Raw genomic sequence first — 19591 nt, forward strand, 5'->3', positions numbered from 1 at the left:
ATACCCGCGGTACCGCATACTTTGCGGATCGCCGCTCTGCCTGCGGCGATGGCCGAGTCTCCGGCTACCCTGCGGAGGTGCGGTTGATCCACGTCATCGGTATCGGGGCGGGCGATCCCGGCCATGTGACGGCCGAGGCGGTCGCGGCGCTCAACGACACCCAGGTGTTCTTCGCAATGGACAAGGGCGAGGCGAAGAGCGAGCTGGTGGCGCTGCGCCGGGATATCTGCGAACGGTTCATCCGCACACCCGGCTACCGGTTCGTCGAGCTCCCCGACCCGCCCCGCGCCAAGGACGCCGAATACCGGCAGGCCGTCACCGACTGGCACGCCGCGCGGGCGCGGGTCTGGGCCGACGCGATCAGCCGCGAGCTCGGGCCCGACGGCGTCGGCGCATTCCTGGCGTGGGGAGACCCGGCGCTCTACGACAGCACGCTGAGAATCCTCGATGCGGTCGCCGAGCACGTAAACATCGACTACGACGTGATACCGGGGATCACCGCAATCCAGGCGCTGACGGCTCGTCATCGCATACCGCTGAACGACATTGGCGAGCCCGTGCTGATCACCACGGGACGGCGGCTGGCCGCGGACGGATTCACCGGCAGCGCCGTGGTGATGCTCGACGCTGACTGCGCATTCTTGTCCTGTCCACCGGCGACCCGCATCTGGTGGGGCGCCTACCTGGGCACGTCGGATGAGCTGCTGGTGGCCGGCACGGTCGGCGAGGTCGGCGAGCAGATCGCGAAGATGCGGGCGGCGGCCAGGGCCCGGCACGGCTGGATCATGGACACCTACCTGCTGCGGTCGGCGCGTTAGGTGACGTGCCGTTGGCCGCCGTTGCGCTCGTTCCAGAATCGGTACACCTCAACTGCGGCGTCTAGCGGTTGGTAGCGCATAGGCAGCCGACGCTGATCCCAGTCCTTGGCGAATTCGTCATAGAAAGTGTTGATTTCGAAGTACTTTCGGTCGTCGACGTAGTAGGGCTGGTAGTCGTCACGGGTGGTCAAGAAGACGACCTCGTCGGGTGAGCAGTAGTAGAGCGAGCCGAGGCACATCGGGCAGGGGTGGGCGAGAACATAGATCGTCGTGCCGACGAGGTGCTCCGTGCCCAGCGTCGTGCACGCCTGCCGAATCGCGAGGATTTCCGCGTGGGCGGTCGGATCATGGGTCTGCGAAACTTGGTTGGCACTTTCGGCGAGGATCTCGCCGTCCTTGACAATCACCGTCGCGAATGGCCGACCACCCGCTGCCACGTTCTTGCGAGCGAGGTCAATTGTCCGCTGCGCGAAGTCCACAACTCGAAGTCTAGCCATGGCAGGATCAGCCCCATGGTGTCGTTTCTGTTGCGCGCAGCGTTGACCGGGTTCGCCCTGTGGGTGGTCACCCTAGTGGTGGACGGCATCAGCTTCGTCGGCTACAACTCGAGATTGCAGGAGATCGGGATCATCTTCGTCGTCGCGGTGATCTTCGGGCTCGTCAACGCGATCATCAAGCCGATCGTGCAGATCATCTCGATCCCGCTTTACATCCTGACCCTCGGTCTGATCCACATCGTGATCAATGCGCTGATGCTCTGGATCACCTCCTGGATCACCGAGCACACCACCCACTGGGGTCTGTATATCGACGACTTCTGGTGGACCGCGATCTGGGCGGCGATCGTGCTGTCGATCGTGAGCTGGTTGCTGTCGCTGGTGCTCCGCGACACCACCCGCGTCACCCGCAGTTGACGGGCACACTGGAGCCATGCCCGAACTGCCCGAGGTCGAGGCGCTCGCCGACCACCTGCATCGTCAAGCCGTCGGCCTCACCGTCGGACGTATCGACGTGTCCGCACTGTCCGTACTGAAGACGTTCGACCCGCCGATCAACGCGCTGCACGGCCAGACCGTGACCGGGGCCAACCGGTGGGGCAAGTACCTCGGCCTGCGGGCGGGGGACCTGCACCTGATCACGCACCTGTCCCGCGCCGGCTGGCTGCGCTGGTCCGATCAGCTGGCGGCCGCACCGCTCAAGCCCGGCAAGGGCCCCGTCGCGCTGCGTGTGCATCTCGGAACTCCCGGTGCCGCACCGGGATTCGACCTCACCGAGGCCGGCACCCAGAAGCGGCTGGCGGTCTGGTTGGTCGACGACCCTGCGACGGTCCCGGGTATCGCCGCGCTCGGGCCGGACGCGCTGGAGCTGACGCCCGACGGCCTGGCCGGCGTGCTGGCCGGGCAGAGCGGCCGGATCAAGACCGTCATAACCGACCAGAAGGTGATCGCCGGGATCGGTAACGCCTACAGCGACGAAATCCTGCATGTGGCCCAGCTGTCGCCGTTCGCCACCGCGGGCAAGCTGACCGACGCACAGCTGACGGCGCTGCACGACGCGATGATTTCGGTGCTCACCGACGCGGTGTCCCGCTCGGTCGGCCAGCAGGCTGCCACGCTCAAGGGCGAGAAGCGTTCCGGGCTGCGGGTGCATGCCCGCACCGGCCTGCCGTGCCCGGTATGCGGAGACTCCGTGCGTGAGGTGTCGTTTGCCGACAAGTCGTTCCAGTACTGCCCGACCTGCCAGACCGGCGGCAAGGTGCTGGCGGACCGGCGGCTGTCCCGTCTGCTCAAATAGATACGCTGTGCCGATGACTCGGCAGAAGATCTTGATCACCGGTGCCAGCTCAGGCCTGGGCGCCGGCATGGCCCGCGCATTCGCCGCCAAGGGCCGTGACCTGGCGTTGTGCGCCCGCCGCATTGAGCGGCTCGACGAGCTCAAGGCCGAACTGACCGAGCGGCATCCCGGCATCACCGTCGCCGTGGCCGTTCTCGACGTCAACGATCACGAACAGGTGCCGAAGGTGTTCGCCGAACTGGAGGACCAGCTGGGCGGCATCGACCGCGTCATCGTCAACGCCGGAATCGGCAAGGGCGCCCCGCTGGGCTCCGGCAAGCTGTACGCCAACAAGCAGACCATCGAAACCAACCTGGTCGCCGCGCTGGTGCAGATCGAAACCGCGATCGAGATGTTCAACAACACCGGCGGCGGGCACCTGGTGCTGATCTCGTCGGTGCTCGGCAACAGGGGCGTGCCCGGCACCAAGGCCGCCTATGCCGCCAGCAAGGCCGGGGTGTCGTCGCTGGGCGAATCGCTGCGCGCCGAGTACCCCAACGGACCCATCAAGGTGACGGTGCTCGAGCCCGGCTACATCGAGTCGGAGATGACCGCCAGGTCGGCCTCGACGATGCTGCTCGCCGACAATGAGACCGGCACCAAGGCCATGGTCAACGCGATCGAGCGGGAAACCGGCCGTGCCGCCGTCCCGTGGTGGCCGTGGGCACCGCTGGTTCAGCTGCTCAAGGTGCTGCCGCCGCGGCTGACCAAGCCGTTTGCTTAGACGCTCTTGAGGTTTAAGCAGCCCGCGATCGTGGTAGGACTATTTCATGATCGCAAAACTGACGAAAATCACGCCATTGCTATTCGCCGGCGCTGCGGCAGCTGCGATCGCCGTAGCCCCGATTGCCTCCGGTAACCCACCGCCTCCGCCGCCCTGCTTCAATGCTGACGGCACTCCGTGCGCAAGCCTCGGACACGCCGGACCTGGTGGCGCTAGCGGCGCCATTCCTGGGGGTCCGGGCGGTACAGCTTGGCGAGACGGTGCCACCGGCGGCATCCCGTTTGGCCCGGTCGGCTCGGCCGACCGTGGCGGTGCCAGCGGCTGCCTCCCCAACGTGGGCTGCGCCACCATCCCGGCCCCCTAGCCCGAAGCCACGAGCCGCGGCCGTAGCCCGAAATCAGACGACGCGACCGCGCTGGGTGCGGTAACGCCGCACCAGTGCGTCGGTCGAGGTGTCCGACTGCTCCGGCGGTGAACCGTCGCCGGTGATGACCGGTAGCAGCGCCTTGGCCTGCGTCTTGCCCAGTTCGACGCCCCACTGATCGAACGAGTCGATGCCCCAGATGACGCCCTCGGAAAACACCTGGTGCTCGTAGAGTGCGATCAGCTGGCCGAGTGACGACGGGGTCAGCTTGGTGGCCAGCATGCTGGTGGTCGGCCGGTTGCCGGGCATCACCTTGTGCGGCACCACCTCGGGTGGCGTGCCCTCGGCGGCGATCTCCTCCGACGTCTTGCCGAACGCAAGCACCTGCGTCTGGGCGAAGAAATTGCTCATCAACAGGTCGTGCATGCTGCCCTTGCCGTCGGCCGTCGGCAGGTCGTCGATGGGCTCGCTGAAGCCGATGAAATCCGCAGGCACCAGCCGGGTGCCCTGGTGCAGCAGTTGGTAGAACGCGTGCTGGCCGTTGGTTCCCGGTTCACCCCAATAGATTTCGCCGGTATCGACGGTCACCGGTGTGCCGTCGGCCTTCACCGACTTGCCATTGGACTCCATCGTCAGCTGCTGCAGATATGCCGGGAAGCGGGCCATGTCGTTGGAGTACGGCAGCACCGCCTTGGTCTCGGCGCCGAAGAAGTTGTTGTACCAGATGCCAAGCAGCCCAAGCATCACCGGCGCATTGGCCTCCAGCGGCGCGGTCTTGAAGTGCTCGTCGACAATGTGGAAGCCGGCCAGGAGTTCGGCGAACCGTTCTTTGCCGATGGCCGCCATCACGGACAGGCCGATCGCCGAATCCACCGAGTAGCGGCCGCCCACCCAGTCCCAGAAGCCGAACATGTTGTCGGTGTTGATGCCGAAGTCGTCGACCAGCTTCTTATTGGTGGACACCGCGACGAAATGCTTGGACACCGCGGCGTCACCGAGCGCATCGGTGAGCCAGCGCCGGGCTCCGGTCGCATTGGTCAGGGTCTCCAGCGTGGAGAACGTCTTGGAGGCGACGATGAAAAGCGTGGTGGCGGGGTCAAGTCCGTCCAGGTTCGCCACCAGGTCGGCGGGATCGACATTGGACACGAACCGGCACGAGATGCCCGCGTCGGCGTAATGCCGCAGGGCCTTGTACACCATCACCGGCCCCAGGTCGGAGCCACCGATGCCGATGTTGACCACGGTGGTGATCCGCTCGCCGGTCGCGCCGGTCCACTCGCCGCTGCGCAGCCGGTCGGTGAATTCGCCCATCCGGTCCAGCACCTCGTGCACGTCGGCCACCACGCCGCGGCCGTCGACGGCCAGTTCGACGCCCCGAGGCTGGCGCAGCGCCGTGTGCAGCACCGCGCGGCCCTCCGAGGTGTTGATGTGCACCCCGGAGAACATCGCATCGCGCTGCTGCTCGAGGCGCGCGGTGCGGGCCAGATCGACCAACAGTTGCAACGTCTCCCGGGTGACCCTGTGCTTGCTGTAGTCGATGTACAGGTCGCCGACCGTCAAGGCTAGTTCGGCGCCGCGATCGGGGTCTTCGGTGAAGAATTCCCGCAGGTGTTTGTCGCGGATCTGCTTATGATGCCGCTGTAGGGCCTGCCACGCCGGAGTGGCAGTGATATCGGGGATATCGCGGATCTGCTGCGTGTCGGCGGTCATTCCTCGACCCTAATGCGGCGAATTGGCCAAGGGTGTAAGAGGGAACTATGGATACCGCCAAGCTGCTCGCGTCAGTGCCCACCGGACTCTGGATCGGCGGTGAGGAGCGCGCCGGATCGTCGACGTTCAACGTGCTCGACCCGTCCGACGACCAGGTTCTGACCACCGTCGCCAATGCCACCCCCGACGATGCGATCACCGCGCTGGATGTGGCCGCCGGCGCGCAACCCGACTGGGCCGCCACCCCGCCACGGGAACGCGGTGAGGTGTTGCGATCGGTGTTCGAGAAGATCACCGATCGCGCCGAAGACATCGCAACGTTGATGACGCTGGAGATGGGCAAGGTGCTACCCGAGAGCACGGGCGAAGTGCGTTACGGCGCAGAGTTTTTCCGCTGGTTCGCCGAGGAGGCGGTGCGCATCGGCGGCCGCTACACCCCGAGCCCCGCCGGCAACGGCCGCATCGTGGTGACCAAGCAGCCCGTCGGGCCGTGCTACGCGATCACCCCGTGGAACTTCCCGCTGGCGATGGGCACCCGCAAGATCGGCCCGGCGGTGGCGGCGGGCTGCACGATGATCGTCAAGCCGGCCCAGGAGACACCGTTGACGATGCTGCTGCTGGCCAAGCTGATGGACGAGGCGGGCCTGCCCAAGGGCGTGCTCTCGGTGTTGCCGACCAACAACCCCGGCGACGTGACCACCGCGCTGATCGACGACGGGCGGCTGCGCAAGCTGACCTTCACCGGCTCCACCGGCGTCGGCAAGGCGCTGGCCAAGCAGGGGTCCGACAAGCTGCTGCGGCTGTCGATGGAACTGGGCGGCAACGCGCCGTTCGTGGTGTTCGACGACGCCGACGTGGACGCCGCCGTCGACGGCGCGGTGCTGGCAAAAATGCGCAACGGCGGGGAGGCCTGCACCGCCGCCAACCGGTTCCACGTCGGCAATTCGGTGCGCGAGGAGTTCACCGAGAAGCTGGTGAAGCGGATGAGCGAGTTCACCCTGGGCAAGGGCCTGGACTCGTCGGCGACATTGGGCCCGCTGATCAACTCCAAGCAGGTGGCCACCGTGGAGGACCTGGTGTCCGACGCGGTGTCGCGCGGCGCCACGGTGGCCGTCGGCGGCGTCGCACCGGGCGGACCCGGGAACTTCTATCCCGCGACGGTGCTGGCCGATGTGCCCGCCGATGCCCGCATCCTGAAGGAGGAGGTATTCGGCCCCGTCGCGCCGATCACCGGCTTCGACACCGAGGAGGAGGGGGTGGCGGCCGCCAACGACACCGAGTACGGCCTGGCCGCCTACATCTACACCCGCTCGCTGGACCGCGCGCTGCGGGTCGCCGAGTCGATCGAGTCCGGCATGGTCGGCGTCAACCGGGGCGTGATCTCGGATCCGGCAGCGCCGTTCGGCGGGGTCAAACACTCCGGCTTCGGGCGCGAAGGCGGCACCGAAGGCATCGAGGAGTACCTCGAAACCAAGTACATAGCGCTCACCAAGTAGGCCGAGCAGACGCGGACACGCACGCGACACGCCGTCGCTAATGCGATTTAGCGTCAGCTCGCGCAGGCAAGATTTCGGCGGTGACTGCGGACCGATGGGTCGCTCCGCCCGCAACGCGCCGAAGCGCGCCGAGAGCCATTGCCGCGCTGGACGGCATTCGGGCTCTGGCCGTCGGCCTCGTGCTCGCCGACCACGGCGGCATCCCCGGTGTGGCCGGGGGATTCATCGGCGTCGACGTGTTCTTCGTGCTGAGCGGATTCCTGATCACCTCGCTGCTGCTCGACGAGCTCGGGCGTAGCGGCCGGATCGATCTGCCCGGGTTCTGGATCCGGCGCGCCCGCCGGCTGCTGCCCGCATTGATCGTGATGGTGTTGGCGGTGGTGCTGTTCCGCGAGCTGTTTCCGCCCGATGCCATCAGCGCGTTGCGGGACGACGCCGTCGCCGCCTTCTTCTGGGTTGCCAACTGGGCCTTCGTGTTCCACCAGACCGACTACTTCACCCGGGGCGGCACTCCTTCGCCGTTGCAGCACACCTGGTCACTCGCGGTGGAGGAGCAGTACTACCTGGTCTGGCCGCTGCTGCTGGCCGCGCTCGCCGTGCTGCTGTCCGCCGTTGCCCGGCGCCGGCGGGCGTGGCCGACGCTGCGCACCGTCCGGTTGGCCGTTTTCGTGTTGGCCGTCGCCGGTGTGCTGGCCTCGGCGACCGCGGCGATGGTGCTCGCCTCCGACGCGACGCTGAACCGCGTCTACTTCGGCACCGACACCCGGGTGCAGGCGCTGCTGGTGGGTGCGGCGGCGTCAGCCCTGCTGGTGCCGGACTGGTCGTCGTTGACCCGCTACGGGACGGCTATTCGGGCGCGCTGGGTCCGATGGGTCGCCAACCTGCTGCCGCTGGTCGGTCTGGCGGTTTTGGCTGCCGCGGCCCACTACGCGACGGGCAGCGCGCGGGAATTTCGCGCTGGACTGCTGATCGTGGTTGCAGTCGCGGCCGTGCTGGTGGTGGCGCCGGTGGCGTTGGCCCAGCGCGGGCCGGTGGCTCGCGTGCTGGCCTGGCGGCCGCTCGTGTGGCTCGGCGCGATCTCCTACGGTGTCTACCTCTGGCACTGGCCGATCTTCCATGTGCTGAACGGACAACGCACCGGTTGGACCGGCCTGCCGCTCTTCGCGGTCCGGGTGGCGGCGACGGTCGCGATCGCCGCGGCGTCGTGGTGGCTGCTCGAACAGCCCATCCGACGGTGGCGGCCGGTGCATGTCCCGTTGCTGCCGCTGGCCGGCGCCACGGTGGGGACGGCGGCCGCGGTGACGATGCTCGTCATCCCGGTCGGAACCAAACCGGCCGATGTGATCCCCGCGGCGGCGACCGGCCCGGAGGTACCGGTGGTGGTGGGATCCTCGTCGGGTCTCGCGCAGCGGGCGCCGGGGACGCGCACGGTTGCGGTTTTCGGTGACTCGATGGCGTGGACCATGATGCGGTACCTGCCGCCGACACCCGGGTTCAGCTTCATCAACTACACCACCATCGGGTGTGGCATCGCGCGCGGCGGTCCCTATCGGTCCACCGGGCAGACCATCACCCAGAAACCCGAATGCGATACCTGGCCGAGCAGGTGGACCCAGCGGATCAACCACGACCGGCCCGATACCGTGCTGCTGATCATCGGCCGCTGGGAGACTGTCGATCGGGTAAACGAAGGGCACTGGACGCGTGTCGGCGATCCGGCCTTCGACGGCTACCTCAGGGGTGAACTCCAACGGGCGCTGGACATTCTCGGCTCGACCGGTGCGCATGTGGTGATGACGACCGCGCCCTACAACCGACGGGGCGAGCAGCCGGACGGGTCGCTCTATCCAGAGGATGAACCGGATCGCGTCGACGACTGGAACGCCTTGCTGCGCCGCGTCGTTGAACGACATCCGAACGCCAGCGTGCTCGACCTCAATAAGAAGTTGGGTCCCGACGGCGGCTACACCACCAAGGTCGACAGCATAAGAATGCGCAGCGACGGTCTTCACCCCACCCCGGAAGCCGTGAAGTGGTTGACGCCCTGGCTCACCGACGCCCTCCGCAAGTAGCGATAAGTAGCGATTTCGGCGTGATTACCTGCGCTCAGCGCGGGAATTCACGCCGAAATCGCCAACCGCGACGGGTGGGTTAGTGGCCGAGGCGGCCGCGGCCGAGGCGCAGCAGCAACATCGCGAGGTCTTTGCCCTCGGGACCGAGCTCGCTGTAGCGCTCGATGACCTTCATCTCCCGGCTGTGCACTAGCCGGGTGCCGCCGGACGCCATCCGCGCCTTTCCGATGAGCCGGGATACCTCGGTGCGGCGCTTGACCGCGGCCAGGATCTCGGCGTCGAGCCGGTCGATCTCCTGGCGCAGATCGTCGATGTCGCCGACCTGCTCGGTTTCGGCTTCGATGGTCATGGGATTCTCCGAATTCTCGTTGTGTGGGGGATCTGGTCTCATCCGGTATCGGGCCTCACACAAGAGACGAGCCCCGGATCCGGAAGCGGACCGCGGGGCTCTGGGAAGCAGCTAGACCACGGGCACCGCTGGCCGGTACCCGTAGAAAAATCGATGCTGCCTGTTGAGCACCAAATAAGTGTGCCATCTGGGATGCCGCCAGCGCAAAGGGCCTATCTGCGCGGCTCGGCCGCGGTGTCCTTTCCCAACGGTAAGTTGGGACAGACATGAGCGTGCACGTAACCCATCCCCCCGCCGACTCCCCGGCGGACCAGCTTCTCGACGGGCTCAACCCCCAACAGCGACAAGCGGTGCTGCATGAGGGCTCGCCGTTGCTGATCGTTGCGGGCGCTGGCTCGGGCAAAACGGCCGTGCTGACCCGGCGGGTCGCCTATCTGCTGGCCGCCCGCGACGTCGGCGTCGGGCAGGTGCTGGCCATCACGTTCACCAACAAGGCGGCCTCCGAGATGCGCGAGCGGGTGGGGAAACTAATCGGAGCCCGGGCTGGGTTCTCCATGTGGGTGTCGACGTTTCACTCCAGCTGCGTGCGCATCCTGCGCAACCAGGCCTCGCTGCTGCCCGGGCTGAATTCCAACTTCTCCATCTACGACGCCGACGACTCGCGGCGGCTGCTGCTGATGATCGGCAAGGACATGGGCCTGGACACCAGGCGGTACTCGCCGCGTCTGCTGGCCAACGGCATCTCCAACCTCAAGAACGAGCTGATCGGGCCCGAGCAGGCGGGCGCCGACGCGGAAAACGCGACCGAGGACCTGGTCCACATCATCGCCGAGGTGTACGCGGAGTATCAGCGCCGGCTGCGTGTGGCCAACGCGCTGGACTTCGACGACCTGATCGGCGAGACAGTCGCTGTGCTGCAAGCCTTACCGCAGATCGCGCAGTACTACCGGCGGCGGTTCCGGCACATTCTGGTCGATGAATACCAGGACACCAACCACGCCCAGTACGTGCTGGTACGCGAGCTGGTCGGTACGGCTGCCTTACAAGACGATGAAGCCGGTGTCGCACCTGCCGAACTGTGTGTGGTGGGCGATGCCGACCAGTCGATCTACGCCTTCCGCGGGGCGACCATCCGCAACATCGAAGACTTCGAACGCGACTTCCCGAACGCGAAAACCATTCTGCTGGAACAGAACTACCGGTCGACGCAGAACATCCTGTCGGCGGCCAACTCGGTAATCGCCCGCAACAGCGGGCGGCGCGAGAAGCGGCTGTGGACCGACGCCGGCGAAGGCGAGCTCATCGTCGGCTACGTCGCCGACAACGAACATGACGAGGCCCGGTTCGTCGCGGAGGAGATCGACGCGCTCGCCGACCGCGGCGAGATCACCTACAGCGACGTCGCGGTGTTCTACCGCACCAACAACTCGTCGCGGGCCCTCGAAGAGGTGTTTATCCGGGCCGGCATACCATACAAAGTCGTTGGCGGCGTTCGGTTTTACGAACGCAAGGAGATTCGTGACATCGTCGCCTACTTGCGGGTGCTGGACAACCCCGGAGACGCGGTGAGCATGCGGCGCATCCTGAACACCCCGCGTCGCGGCATCGGCGACCGGGCGGAGGCGTGCGTTGCCGTCTACGCCGAGAACACCGGCGCCAGCTTCAACGACGCGCTGCAGGCCGCCGCCGACGGCAAGGTGCCGATGCTCAACACCCGCTCGGAGAAGGCGATCGCGAGTTTCGTCGAGCTGCTCGACGATCTGCGGGGCCGCCTCGACGACGAGCTGGGTGAGCTGGTCGAGGCGGTGCTGGACCGCTCGGGATACCGTGCGGAGCTGGAGGCCTCCCGCGACCCGCAGGATCTCGCGCGTCTGGACAACTTGAACGAATTGGTCAGCGTCGCACACGAATTCAGCACTGACCTGGCCAACGCGGAGGCGCTGGCTGAGGATCTGGACGCGCCCGACGACGAAGATGTCCCGGATACCGGTGTGCTGGCGGCCTTTCTGGAGCGGGTTTCTTTGGTCGCCGACGCCGACGAGTTACCCGAGCAGGGCGCCGGTGTGGTGACGTTGATGACGCTGCACACCGCCAAGGGTCTGGAGTTTCCGGTGGTGTTTGTGACCGGCTGGGAGGACGGCATGTTCCCGCACATGCGCGCGCTCGGCGATCCGACCGAATTGTCTGAGGAGCGACGGCTGGCCTACGTCGGCATCACCCGCGCGCGACAGCGGCTCTACGTGAGCCGGGCCAAGGTCCGCTCGTCGTGGGGTCAGCCGATGCTCAACCCCGAATCCCGGTTCCTGCGCGAGATTCCGCAGGAGCTCATCGATTGGCGCCGCACCGACCCGACACCGTCGCTATCCGCCCCGGTGAGCGGGGCCGGCCGGTTCGGGACGCCGCGGCCGTCGCCGGCCCGATCCTCGGCCGGGAAGCGCCCGCTGCTGGTGCTCGAGCCCGGCGACCGGGTCAACCACGACAAGTACGGCGTTGGACGGGTCGAGGAGGTCTCGGGCGTCGGTGAGTCGGCGATGTCACTCATCGACTTCGGCAGCTCCGGGCGGGTCAAGCTGATGCACAACCACGCGCCGGTGCAAAAGCTCTAACCCTGATTGCCCCACCGCTTGGTGGCCGGCAGCATCGCGAGCAGGATGCTCGCCACCGGCAGCGCCGGGATCGCGTACACCACCGGTTGCAGCGTGGCGCCGGCGACGAACAGGCTCGCGAAGATCATCAGCCCGATCACCGAGCCCACCACGATCAGCCATCGCCCGATCCGGCGGCGGAGCAGCAGCGCGATCAGCCCGCCGACCGTGGCGGCGGCGAACACGCCGGTGAGAAATCCGACCGCCACGCAGAACAGCCGGTCGGAAGCCCACCACCCGGTGATCAGATCGGTGGCGATCAGCGCGGTGGTCCAGCCGCTGAGGGTGGTCACCACCGCGGTCGCGACCGCCGTCTTCGGGCTGGCCGCTCGGTCGCCAGACGGGGCGATCGCCACCGGCCTGGCCCGCGGAATATAGCTGGTTTGGGACTCCGCTTCGGAACGGATGAGGCCGGTGCGGCTTTCGTCGGCCTCGGGAATCGGGCCGGTGGGATGACGCCGGATGATGCTGGTCTGCGGCTCGCCCTCGGCAGCGGGGATCGGGCCGCTGGGGTTCCGCCGGATTATCCGCTGACGATCGGAAGACGGATCATCGGACGGGTCAGGCGGAGCTGGATCACTCACACAGCCAGCGTAGTTACCTGGCGCTGATGCCGCGCTTGCCCAGCCACCCGACCGGGTCGACCCGGTCGGTGCCGTTCATCAGGACCTCGAAGTGCAGGTGCGGCCCGGTGGAGTTGCCGCGGTTGCCCATCGTGGCGATTTGGTCGCCGGCCCAAACGCGCTCGCCGATGTTGACCGTAGTGGTGTTGACGTGGCCGTACAGCGTCACGGAGCCGTCGGAGTGCCGCAGCTTGACCCACATGCCGTAGCCCGCGGTGGGCCCGGCGTCGATCACGACACCGTCGGCGGCGGCGACGATCGGGGTGCCGATGGAATTGGCGATGTCGATGCCGCCGTGCAGCACACCCCAGCGGTACCCGAAGCCGGAGGTGTACGCGCCCCTGGTCGGCATCACGAACAACGGCCGCTGCAGCCGGGCCTCGCGCTCGGCCCGCTCCTGGGCGAAGGCGGCGGCCTTGGTGATCTCCTCGGCGTGCACGGCCGTGTTGGTGGTCGATGCCACGGCGACGACCTGCATTCCGTCCACCGAACCGGTAATCGCGCCGCCGGCGCTGGTCGACTGACCGGCGGCAAGGATGGTGTCCGAGGTCGGGGTGTCGGCGGTGTTCATCACCGAGTGCGCGGCGGCCGCCGTCGCGCCGGCGGCCATCGCCGCGATCATCAACCGCCCCTTGACGGCGCCCGCGGCGTCCAGCTTGCGATGCAGGCCACGCCGCGCAGTCAAGTCGATGACGTCGGTGGCCGCCATGCCATCGCTGACGTCGGTATTGCTGTCGCGGTAGGCGTACGACGACCGGCGCTCATCGCGCGCATCGGGCCGGAACTTGGACGGCACCACCAACCGCAGCGGGATCAGGTCGTCGGTGTCGGCCATGTCATCGAGCTCGGGCGCGTGGATGACCTGGCACTCCCGGTCGAACGCGGTGTGGTCGTGAAACTCCAGGTCATCGAGGTTCCCGAACTCGTTGAACGGGATGATGTCGGTGATTTCGGCGGCTTCAGGATCGAGCCACCGGTTGCGAGCGTTCCGTTTGTCTCCGCCAGGAGAACTCCACGAACGATGCCCCGCCAACCTGAAATATCCTTCTAGTCGTGACCAGAACGTTATCTAGACCAGGAGACGTTAACCAAATCCCAATGTTGCTGGCAACCCGTGGGAGTATTCCGTCGGTGATTGTGACGTGTATCACTGTCATCCGGCGGTGAGATCCGCCACTTGAGTGGTAGGCGGTGCCGACCGCTTCGGCTGGTGTGGATAAAGTTCCCCCGAGCGTCGGGTGCAAACATCAAAGTCAACGAGACAGTGAGTCCATGGATCTTTTCGAGTATCAGGCGAAGGAGCTGTTCGCCAAGCACAACGTGCCCACCACGCCGGGTCGGGTGACCACCGCCGCCGAGGACGCAAAGGCGATTGCCGAGGAAATCGGCAAGCCGGTGATGGTGAAGGCCCAGGTCAAGACGGGTGGACGCGGTAAGGCCGGTGGCGTGAAGTACGCGGCCACGCCCGATGACGCGTTCACCCACGCTCAGAACATCCTCGGTCTTGACATCAAGGGCCACATCGTGAAGAAGCTCCTGGTGTCCGAGGCCAGCGACATCGCCGAGGAGTACTACATGTCCTTCCTGCTCGATCGCGCCAACCGGACCTACTTGGCGATGTGCTCGGTCGAGGGCGGTATGGAGATCGAAGAGGTCGCGGCGACGAAGCCGGAGCGGCTGGCCAAGGTGCCCGTCGACGCCGTCAAGGGCGTAGACCTGGCGTTTGCCCGCTCGATCGCCGAGCAGGGCCACCTGCCCGCCGAGGTGCTCGACGCCGCGGCGGTGACGATCCTGAAGTTGTGGGAGATGTTCGTCGCCGAGGACGCCACGCTGGTCGAGGTCAACCCGCTGGTGCGCACTCCCGACGAGCAGATATTGGCGCTGGACGGCAAGGTCACGCTGGACGGCAACGCCGACTTCCGCCATCCCGACCACGCGCAGTTCGAGGACCGCGATGCCACCGATCCGCTCGAGCTCAAGGCCAAGGAGCACGACCTCAACTACGTGAAGCTCGACGGCGAGGTCGGCATCATCGGCAACGGTGCCGGCCTGGTGATGTCGACGCTGGACGTGGTCGCCTATGCCGGTGAGAAGCACGGCGGCGTAAAGCCGGCCAACTTCCTCGACATCGGCGGCGGCGCGAACGCCGAGATCATGGCGGCCGGTCTCGACGTGGTTCTGGGCGACGAGCAGGTCAAGAGCGTGTTCGTCAACGTCTTCGGCGGCATCACCGCCTGCGACGAGGTGGCGAACGGAATCGTCAACGCGCTGAAGATTCTCGGTGACGCTGCAACCAAGCAGCTGGTCGTCAGGCTTGACGGCAACAATGTCGAGGAGGGCCGCCGCATCCTGGCCGAGGCCAACCATCCGCTGGTGACCGAGGTTGGCACGATGGACGCAGCCGCCGACAAGGCCGCCGAACTAGCCGCGAACGCCTGAGATTCAAAGGACCACAAGACATGTCGATTTTTCTGAACAAGGATTCGAAAGTCATCGTTCAGGGCATCACCGGCGCGGAGGCGACAAGGCACACCGCGCGGATGCTCAAGGCCGGCACCCAGTTGGTCGGCGGTGTCAACGCGCGCAAGGCCGGCACCACCGTCAGTCATAAAGATGAAGATGGCAACGACATCGAGTTGCCCGTTTTCGGCACGGTCGCCGAGGCGATGAAGGAGACCGGCGCGAATGTGTCGGTGGGGTTCGTGCCGCCGAAGTTCGCCAAGGACGCGATGATCGAGGCGATCGACGCCGAGATCCCGTTGCTCGTGGTGATCACCGAGGGAATTCCGGTGCAGGACACAGCATATGCGTGGGCTTACAACGTCACGAAGGGTAAGACCCGGATCATCGGCCCGAACTGTCCGGGCATCATCACTCCGGGAGAGGCGCTGGCCGGCATCACACCGGCGAACATCACAGGCCCGGGTCCGATCGGTCTGGTGTCGAAATCCGGCACACTGACCTATCAGATGATGTTCGAGCTCAACGACTTTGGCTTCTCCACGTCGATCGGTATCGGTGGTGACCCGGTAGTGGGAACCACCCACATCGACGCGATCGAGGCGTTCGAGAAGGACCCCGACACCAAGGTCATCGTGATGATCGGCGAGATCGGCGGCGACGCCGAGGAGCGCGCGGCCGACTACATCAAGGCCAACGTGTCCAAACCGGTCGTCGGCTACGTCGCCGGTTTCACTGCGCCGGAGGGAAAGACGATGGGCCACGCCGGCGCCATCGTGTCGGGTTCGTCGGGCACCGCGGCCGCCAAGAAGGACGCCCTCGAGGCCGCCGGCGTCAAGGTCGGCAAGACACCGTCGGAGACCGCCGCGCTGGCCCGGGAGATCCTGCAGAACCAGTAGCTCTGGGTCACCTCTCCCCGCGAGCGTGCGGTTCTGCCGTGTTCGCGTTGCGAATACCCCGGCGGCATGCCCCAAATGGCGATCGATTAGCCTGGCGAAGTAAATGGCGCACGGTCGCCGCCCACGAGCGTGCGAGTTTGCACACGAATTGCGGCGTGTCGGCCTGCAGACTACGCACGCTCGCGGAAGGACAGAGATGGCGGTTGATCCGCGCATTCCCGTGATCGTCGGCGTGGGCCAGTTCACCGAAAACATCGACGACCCCGGCTACCGGGGCATGTCGGCGGTGGAGCTGGCCACCGCGGCGGCCGGGGCCGCATTGACCGACACCGGTTCCGACACCGATGCCGTCGCCAACGCCGTCGATGTGGTCGTCGGCCTGCGGCAGTTCGAGATCTCCGGGCCGATACCGGCGAAGTTGGGCAGGTCGAACAACTATCCCCGGTCGGTGCTGCGAAGGCTGGGCGCGGACCCGTCCCGCGCAGTAGTCGAACCCGTCGGCGGGCAGGGGCCGCAGAAGCTCGTCACGGAGTTCGGCGGTGCGATCGCGGCGGGCGAGGTCGATGTCGCGATGATCATCGGATCCGAGCCCGGGTCGACGGCCCGGCATTTCGCCGACCGGGACGACAAGCCGGACTTCACCGAGCAGGTCGACGGGCAGCTCGAGGATCGCGGTCATCAGCTTTTCACCTACATCGACGAGTACACCATCGCGCACGGCCTGACCAATGCGCCGGTTCAGTACGGGTTGCTGGAGAACGCCCGTCGCGCCCGGCTCGGCCGCAGCGTGGCCGACTACCGCCAGAAGATGGCCGAGCTGTTCGCCCCGCTCTCGAAAGTCGCTGCCAAGAACCCGCTTTCGTCGTCCCCCGTTGAGCGTTCGGTGTCGGAGATCTTGACCGTCACCGACGACAACCGGATGATCTGCGACCCCTATCCACGGCTGTTGGTGGCCCGCGACCAGGTGAACCAGGGCGCGGCCGCCGTGCTGATGTCCGTCGACGCCGCTCGCCGTCTCGGTGTGCCCGAGGACAAGTGGGTTTATGTGCACGGCCACGCCGACATGGTCGAACAGCCGCTGCTGGAACGCGAAGACCTCGGTGCCAGTCCCGCCTCGGTGCTGGCCGCTCAGGAAGCGTTGCGGGTGGCCGGAATTGGTGTCGACGACATCGCCACCTTCGATCTGTACAGCTGCTTCCCGTTCCCGGTCTTCGTCATCTGCGAGGCGCTCGGCATCGACGGCGACGACCCCCGCGGCTTGACCCTCACCGGCGGGCTGCCCTATTTCGGCGGACCGGGCAACAGCTACTCGCTGCACGGCATCGCCGAGACCGTCAACGAGATGCGCGACAAGCCAGGGCGATTCGGTTTCGTCGGCGCCAACGGCGGCATCATGAGCAAGTACTCGGCGGGCGTTTACTCCACCCTGCCCGCGGACTGGCGGACCGATCGCAGCGTTGAACTCAACGCCGAAATCGCCAATCTGCCGAAGGCGGCCGTGACGAAGAAGGCCGACGGTCCCGCGACCGTCGAAACCTACTCCGTGCACTACGACTGGCCGGTGCGTACCGGTGTCATCGCCGGCCGGCTCGACGCGGACGGCTCCCGGTTCCTGGCCACCACCGAGGACGAGGGCCTCGTCGGGCTGATGTCCGACGGCGATCCGCTCGGCGCACCGATCGTGGTCCGGTCAACGGAGAACGGAAACCGCGCCGCGCTGGCCTAGAGTTCGTGTACCATTTGGTACATGATTACTGACAGCTCCATCGAGATCGATGCACCGGCGTCCCTGGTGTGGGATGTCTTCAGCGACGTCGAGCGGTGGCCGGAGTGGACTGCATCGGTTACCCGCCTCTGCGGCCTGGACGGGCCCGGCATCGCCGTCGGAAAGCGGTTCGAGATCAAACAGCCCCGCATGCCCCGGCTGGTGTGGGAGGTCACCGACGTCGTTCCGGGCGCCTCCTGGACATGGGAGCAGCGCTCCATCGGTGGCCGGACCTTCGCGCGTCACGAGATCGTCCCCGAGTCAGGTGACCGCACGCTCGTCCGCCAGCAGATCGACCAGCAGGGTCCGGTCGGTGGGCTGGTCGGCCTGCTCATGCGCGGGATGACCAAGCGCTATCTTGAGCTCGAGGCGCAGGGGCTGAAGGCGCGCAGCGAGCAGTCGCGACGCATTGATGGCTCGGCCACCTGACGTCGAGCGGCGCCAGCAGCTGCTCGACGCCCTCATCAAGGAATTCGCCGACGGCGGCATCGGTGACCGCTCGCTGCGCGAAGTCGCCGATGCGGTCGGCACCAGCCACCGCATGCTGCTGCACCACTTCGGGTCCCGCAACGAAATGCTGCTGGCGATCGTCGAGGAGGTGGAGCACCGCCAAATGGCCTTACTTCCAGACGGTTTCACCGAGCCGGCGGACGGGATGGCTGCCATGTGGGCGGACCTTCGTCGGCCCGAATTGCGCCCGTTCGAGCGGCTCTTCTTCGAGTGCTATGCCCGCGGGGCGCAGGGCGAGCAGCCGTTCAACCGCATGGTGCCGGGTGCCGTCGATTCCTGGCTTACCGAAGTGGACGCAGTCACCGACGGTTCGAGCGAACCGGCGCTGGTGCGCCTCGGGCTGGCGGTAGCCCGCGGTCTGTTGCTCGATCTGGTGGCCACCGACGACGAAGCAGGCGTCGATGCGGCCGCTCAGACGTTCGTCGATCTGCTCCGACGGGCCGCCTAGACCAGGGCGGTCAGCTTGCCCGCGAGCCGTTCCACGTAGCCGGCGATCTGGTCTTCGTCGCGATCGGGCAACCCGAACAGCACCTCGGTGACACCGAGTTCGGCCCAGCGGGCCAATTTCTCGGGGTCGGGCTTGAAGTCCAGCGCCACGATCTGCGGTGCGCCGTCGCGGCCCGCGGCCGCCCAGGTGTCCTGCAGCAGCTTCACCGGTTCGTCGATGTCGAAGTCGCGCGGGGTGGTGATCCAGCCGTCGGCCGACCGGGCGATCCACTTGAAGTTCTTCTCGGTGCCCGCCGCCCCGACCAGCACCGGGATGTGGGCCTGCACCGGCTTGGGCCACGCCCAGCTGGGCCCGAAGTTGACGAACTCGCCCTCAAAGGACGCTTCCTCCTCGGTCCACAACGCCCGCATGGCCTCCAGGTACTCCCGCAGCATGGTGCGCCGCCGCCCGGGCGGCACGTTGTGATCGGCGAGTTCGTCAGTGTTCCAACCGAATCCGACGCCCAGGCTGACCCGGCCGCCGGACAGATGATCCAGCGTGGCGATCGACTTCGCCAGCGTGATCGGGTCGTGCTCGACCGGCAGCGCCACCGCCGTCGACAGCCGCACCCGCGACGTCACCGCCGCGGCGGTGCCGAGGCTGACCCACGGATCCAGCGTGCGCATGTAGCGGTCGTCGGGCAGCGACTCGTCGCCGGTGGTCGGGTGCGCGGCCTCCCGCTTGACCGGGATGTGCGTGTGCTCGGGCACGTAGAACGTGTGGAAACCGTGCTCGTCGGCGAGCTTGGCAGCGGCCGCCGGGGTGATGCCGCGGTCACTGGTGAAAAGCACGAGCCCGTAGTCCATGCCCAGAATTAGAACGTGTTTCAGTCCGCC

16 protein-coding genes and 4 pseudogenes are annotated in these 19591 nt (G+C 66.8%); 14 read left to right on the forward strand and 6 right to left on the reverse strand.

Translation table 11 applies throughout. The annotated features are described in order from the left end of the window. Positions 1 to 77: 77 nt before the first annotated feature. Positions 78 to 812: pseudogene (gene cobF / locus ACRDU5_RS17820) on the forward strand (precorrin-6A synthase (deacetylating)); the annotation flags it as partial. On the opposite strand, the pseudogene ACRDU5_RS17825 reads toward cobF, so the two are convergent. After that, a pseudogene (locus ACRDU5_RS17825) lies at positions 784 to 1297 on the reverse strand (nucleoside deaminase). The pseudogenes cobF and ACRDU5_RS17825 sit on opposite strands and share 29 nt — an antisense overlap. Positions 1298 to 1330: 33 nt before the next feature. Between ACRDU5_RS17825 and ACRDU5_RS17830 the strand changes: the two are divergent. The 5 genes and pseudogenes from ACRDU5_RS17830 to ACRDU5_RS17850 all read left to right on the forward strand — a co-directional run bounded on the left by ACRDU5_RS17830 (position 1331) and on the right by ACRDU5_RS17850 (position 3739). Beyond that, the gene (locus tag ACRDU5_RS17830; RefSeq protein WP_526616016.1) at positions 1331 to 1732 is read left to right on the forward strand and encodes a phage holin family protein; all 402 of its coding nucleotides are present in this window, start codon (positions 1331 to 1333) and stop codon (positions 1730 to 1732) included. Positions 1733 to 1748: 16 nt separating this feature from the next. Then, positions 1749 to 1991, forward strand: a pseudogene (locus tag ACRDU5_RS17835) (DNA-formamidopyrimidine glycosylase family protein); the annotation flags it as partial. 162 nt (positions 1992 to 2153) lie between these two features. After that, positions 2154 to 2612 carry a zinc finger domain-containing protein gene (locus ACRDU5_RS17840; protein WP_526616063.1) on the forward strand — a complete coding sequence of 153 codons (459 nt, stop codon included), beginning with the start codon at positions 2154 to 2156 and terminating at the stop codon, positions 2610 to 2612. A gap of 13 nt (positions 2613 to 2625) precedes the next feature. Beyond that, positions 2626 to 3375, forward strand: coding sequence for an SDR family oxidoreductase (locus ACRDU5_RS17845; RefSeq protein ID WP_526616018.1), 750 nt, complete (start codon positions 2626 to 2628; stop codon positions 3373 to 3375). Between the two features lie 46 nt (positions 3376 to 3421). Continuing rightward, positions 3422 to 3739, forward strand: a complete 318-nt coding sequence (locus tag ACRDU5_RS17850; RefSeq protein WP_526616019.1) for a hypothetical protein — start codon at positions 3422 to 3424, stop codon at positions 3737 to 3739. A 33-nt stretch (positions 3740 to 3772) separates the two neighbouring features. On the opposite strand, the gene pgi is transcribed toward ACRDU5_RS17850, so the two are convergent. Then, positions 3773 to 5449, reverse strand: a complete 1677-nt coding sequence (gene pgi, locus ACRDU5_RS17855) for a glucose-6-phosphate isomerase (protein ID WP_526616020.1) — start codon at positions 5447 to 5449, stop codon at positions 3773 to 3775. Positions 5450 to 5496: 47 nt separating this feature from the next. Between pgi and ACRDU5_RS17860 the strand changes: the two genes are divergently transcribed. Both ACRDU5_RS17860 and ACRDU5_RS17865 read left to right on the forward strand, forming a co-directional pair. Continuing rightward, positions 5497 to 6945: an NAD-dependent succinate-semialdehyde dehydrogenase gene (locus ACRDU5_RS17860; protein WP_526616021.1), complete on the forward strand. Its 1449-nt coding sequence runs from the start codon at positions 5497 to 5499 to the stop codon at positions 6943 to 6945. A gap of 80 nt (positions 6946 to 7025) precedes the next feature. Further along, positions 7026 to 9017, forward strand: a complete 1992-nt coding sequence (locus ACRDU5_RS17865) for an SGNH/GDSL hydrolase family protein (RefSeq protein ID WP_526616022.1) — start codon at positions 7026 to 7028, stop codon at positions 9015 to 9017. Positions 9018 to 9096: 79 nt separating this feature from the next. Here ACRDU5_RS17865 and ACRDU5_RS17870 read toward each other — a convergent pair whose 3' ends face one another. Next, on the reverse strand, positions 9097 to 9408 hold the full coding sequence (locus ACRDU5_RS17870; protein ID WP_526616023.1) for a chorismate mutase: 312 nt from the start codon (positions 9406 to 9408) through the stop codon (positions 9097 to 9099). 224 nt (positions 9409 to 9632) lie between these two features. Between ACRDU5_RS17870 and pcrA the strand changes: the two genes are divergently transcribed. Then, positions 9633 to 11972 carry a DNA helicase PcrA gene (gene pcrA, locus ACRDU5_RS17875; protein ID WP_526616024.1) on the forward strand — a complete coding sequence of 780 codons (2340 nt, stop codon included), beginning with the start codon at positions 9633 to 9635 and terminating at the stop codon, positions 11970 to 11972. Here the strand turns inward: pcrA and ACRDU5_RS17880 are convergent. Continuing rightward, entirely contained in the window at positions 11969 to 12595 is a 627-nt protein-coding gene (locus tag ACRDU5_RS17880; protein WP_526616064.1) for a hypothetical protein, read from the reverse strand. The two genes, pcrA and ACRDU5_RS17880, sit on opposite strands and share 4 nt — an antisense overlap. A gap of 3 nt (positions 12596 to 12598) precedes the next feature. Further along, a pseudogene (locus ACRDU5_RS17885) lies at positions 12599 to 13667 on the reverse strand (M23 family metallopeptidase); the annotation flags it as partial. A 239-nt stretch (positions 13668 to 13906) separates the two neighbouring features. Here ACRDU5_RS17885 and sucC point away from each other — a divergent pair. From sucC to ACRDU5_RS17910, 5 genes are all read left to right on the forward strand, one after another. Next, a complete protein-coding gene (gene sucC / locus ACRDU5_RS17890; protein ID WP_526616025.1) occupies positions 13907 to 15073 on the forward strand; it encodes an ADP-forming succinate--CoA ligase subunit beta in 1167 nt (388 codons plus the stop codon). 20 nt (positions 15074 to 15093) lie between these two features. After that, positions 15094 to 15993: a succinate--CoA ligase subunit alpha gene (sucD, locus tag ACRDU5_RS17895; protein WP_526616026.1), complete on the forward strand. Its 900-nt coding sequence runs from the start codon at positions 15094 to 15096 to the stop codon at positions 15991 to 15993. A 196-nt stretch (positions 15994 to 16189) separates the two neighbouring features. Continuing rightward, positions 16190 to 17719 (forward strand): acetyl-CoA acetyltransferase, encoded by a 1530-nt coding sequence (locus ACRDU5_RS17900; protein ID WP_526616027.1) that lies wholly within the window; start codon positions 16190 to 16192, stop codon positions 17717 to 17719. 21 nt (positions 17720 to 17740) lie between these two features. Beyond that, positions 17741 to 18187, forward strand: a complete 447-nt coding sequence (locus ACRDU5_RS17905) for an SRPBCC family protein (RefSeq protein ID WP_526616028.1) — start codon at positions 17741 to 17743, stop codon at positions 18185 to 18187. Next, positions 18171 to 18716 carry a TetR family transcriptional regulator gene (locus ACRDU5_RS17910; protein ID WP_526616029.1) on the forward strand — a complete coding sequence of 182 codons (546 nt, stop codon included), beginning with the start codon at positions 18171 to 18173 and terminating at the stop codon, positions 18714 to 18716. The genes ACRDU5_RS17905 and ACRDU5_RS17910 overlap by 17 nt, the downstream gene beginning before the upstream one ends. Here ACRDU5_RS17910 and ACRDU5_RS17915 read toward each other — a convergent pair. After that, positions 18713 to 19561: an LLM class F420-dependent oxidoreductase gene (locus tag ACRDU5_RS17915; RefSeq protein WP_526616030.1), complete on the reverse strand. Its 849-nt coding sequence runs from the start codon at positions 19559 to 19561 to the stop codon at positions 18713 to 18715. The genes ACRDU5_RS17910 and ACRDU5_RS17915 overlap by 4 nt on opposite strands. Between the last annotated feature and the right edge of the window lie 30 nt (positions 19562 to 19591).

It is taken from the genome of Mycobacterium sp., from assembly GCF_050701515.1.
Taxonomy (GTDB): domain Bacteria; phylum Actinomycetota; class Actinomycetes; order Mycobacteriales; family Mycobacteriaceae; genus Mycobacterium.

Excerpts from the sequence above, each read along its gene's own strand:
- ACRDU5_RS17830 (WP_526616016.1), top strand. The coding sequence starts at position 1,331 with ATGGTGTCGTTTCTGTTGCGCGCAGCGTTGACCGGGTTCGCCCTGTGG.
- ACRDU5_RS17845 (WP_526616018.1), top strand. The coding sequence starts at position 2,626 with ATGACTCGGCAGAAGATCTTGATCACCGGTGCCAGCTCAGGCCTGGGC.
- ACRDU5_RS17850 (WP_526616019.1), top strand. The coding sequence starts at position 3,422 with ATGATCGCAAAACTGACGAAAATCACGCCATTGCTATTCGCCGGCGCT.
- pgi (WP_526616020.1), bottom strand. The coding sequence starts at position 5,449 with ATGACCGCCGACACGCAGCAGATCCGCGATATCCCCGATATCACTGCC.
- ACRDU5_RS17860 (WP_526616021.1), top strand. The coding sequence starts at position 5,497 with ATGGATACCGCCAAGCTGCTCGCGTCAGTGCCCACCGGACTCTGGATC.
- ACRDU5_RS17870 (WP_526616023.1), bottom strand. The coding sequence starts at position 9,408 with ATGAGACCAGATCCCCCACACAACGAGAATTCGGAGAATCCCATGACC.
- pcrA (WP_526616024.1), top strand. The coding sequence starts at position 9,633 with ATGAGCGTGCACGTAACCCATCCCCCCGCCGACTCCCCGGCGGACCAG.
- sucC (WP_526616025.1), top strand. The coding sequence starts at position 13,907 with ATGGATCTTTTCGAGTATCAGGCGAAGGAGCTGTTCGCCAAGCACAAC.
- sucD (WP_526616026.1), top strand. The coding sequence starts at position 15,094 with ATGTCGATTTTTCTGAACAAGGATTCGAAAGTCATCGTTCAGGGCATC.
- ACRDU5_RS17900 (WP_526616027.1), top strand. The coding sequence starts at position 16,190 with ATGGCGGTTGATCCGCGCATTCCCGTGATCGTCGGCGTGGGCCAGTTC.
- ACRDU5_RS17905 (WP_526616028.1), top strand. The coding sequence starts at position 17,741 with ATGATTACTGACAGCTCCATCGAGATCGATGCACCGGCGTCCCTGGTG.
- ACRDU5_RS17910 (WP_526616029.1), top strand. The coding sequence starts at position 18,171 with ATGGCTCGGCCACCTGACGTCGAGCGGCGCCAGCAGCTGCTCGACGCC.
- ACRDU5_RS17915 (WP_526616030.1), bottom strand. The coding sequence starts at position 19,561 with ATGGACTACGGGCTCGTGCTTTTCACCAGTGACCGCGGCATCACCCCG.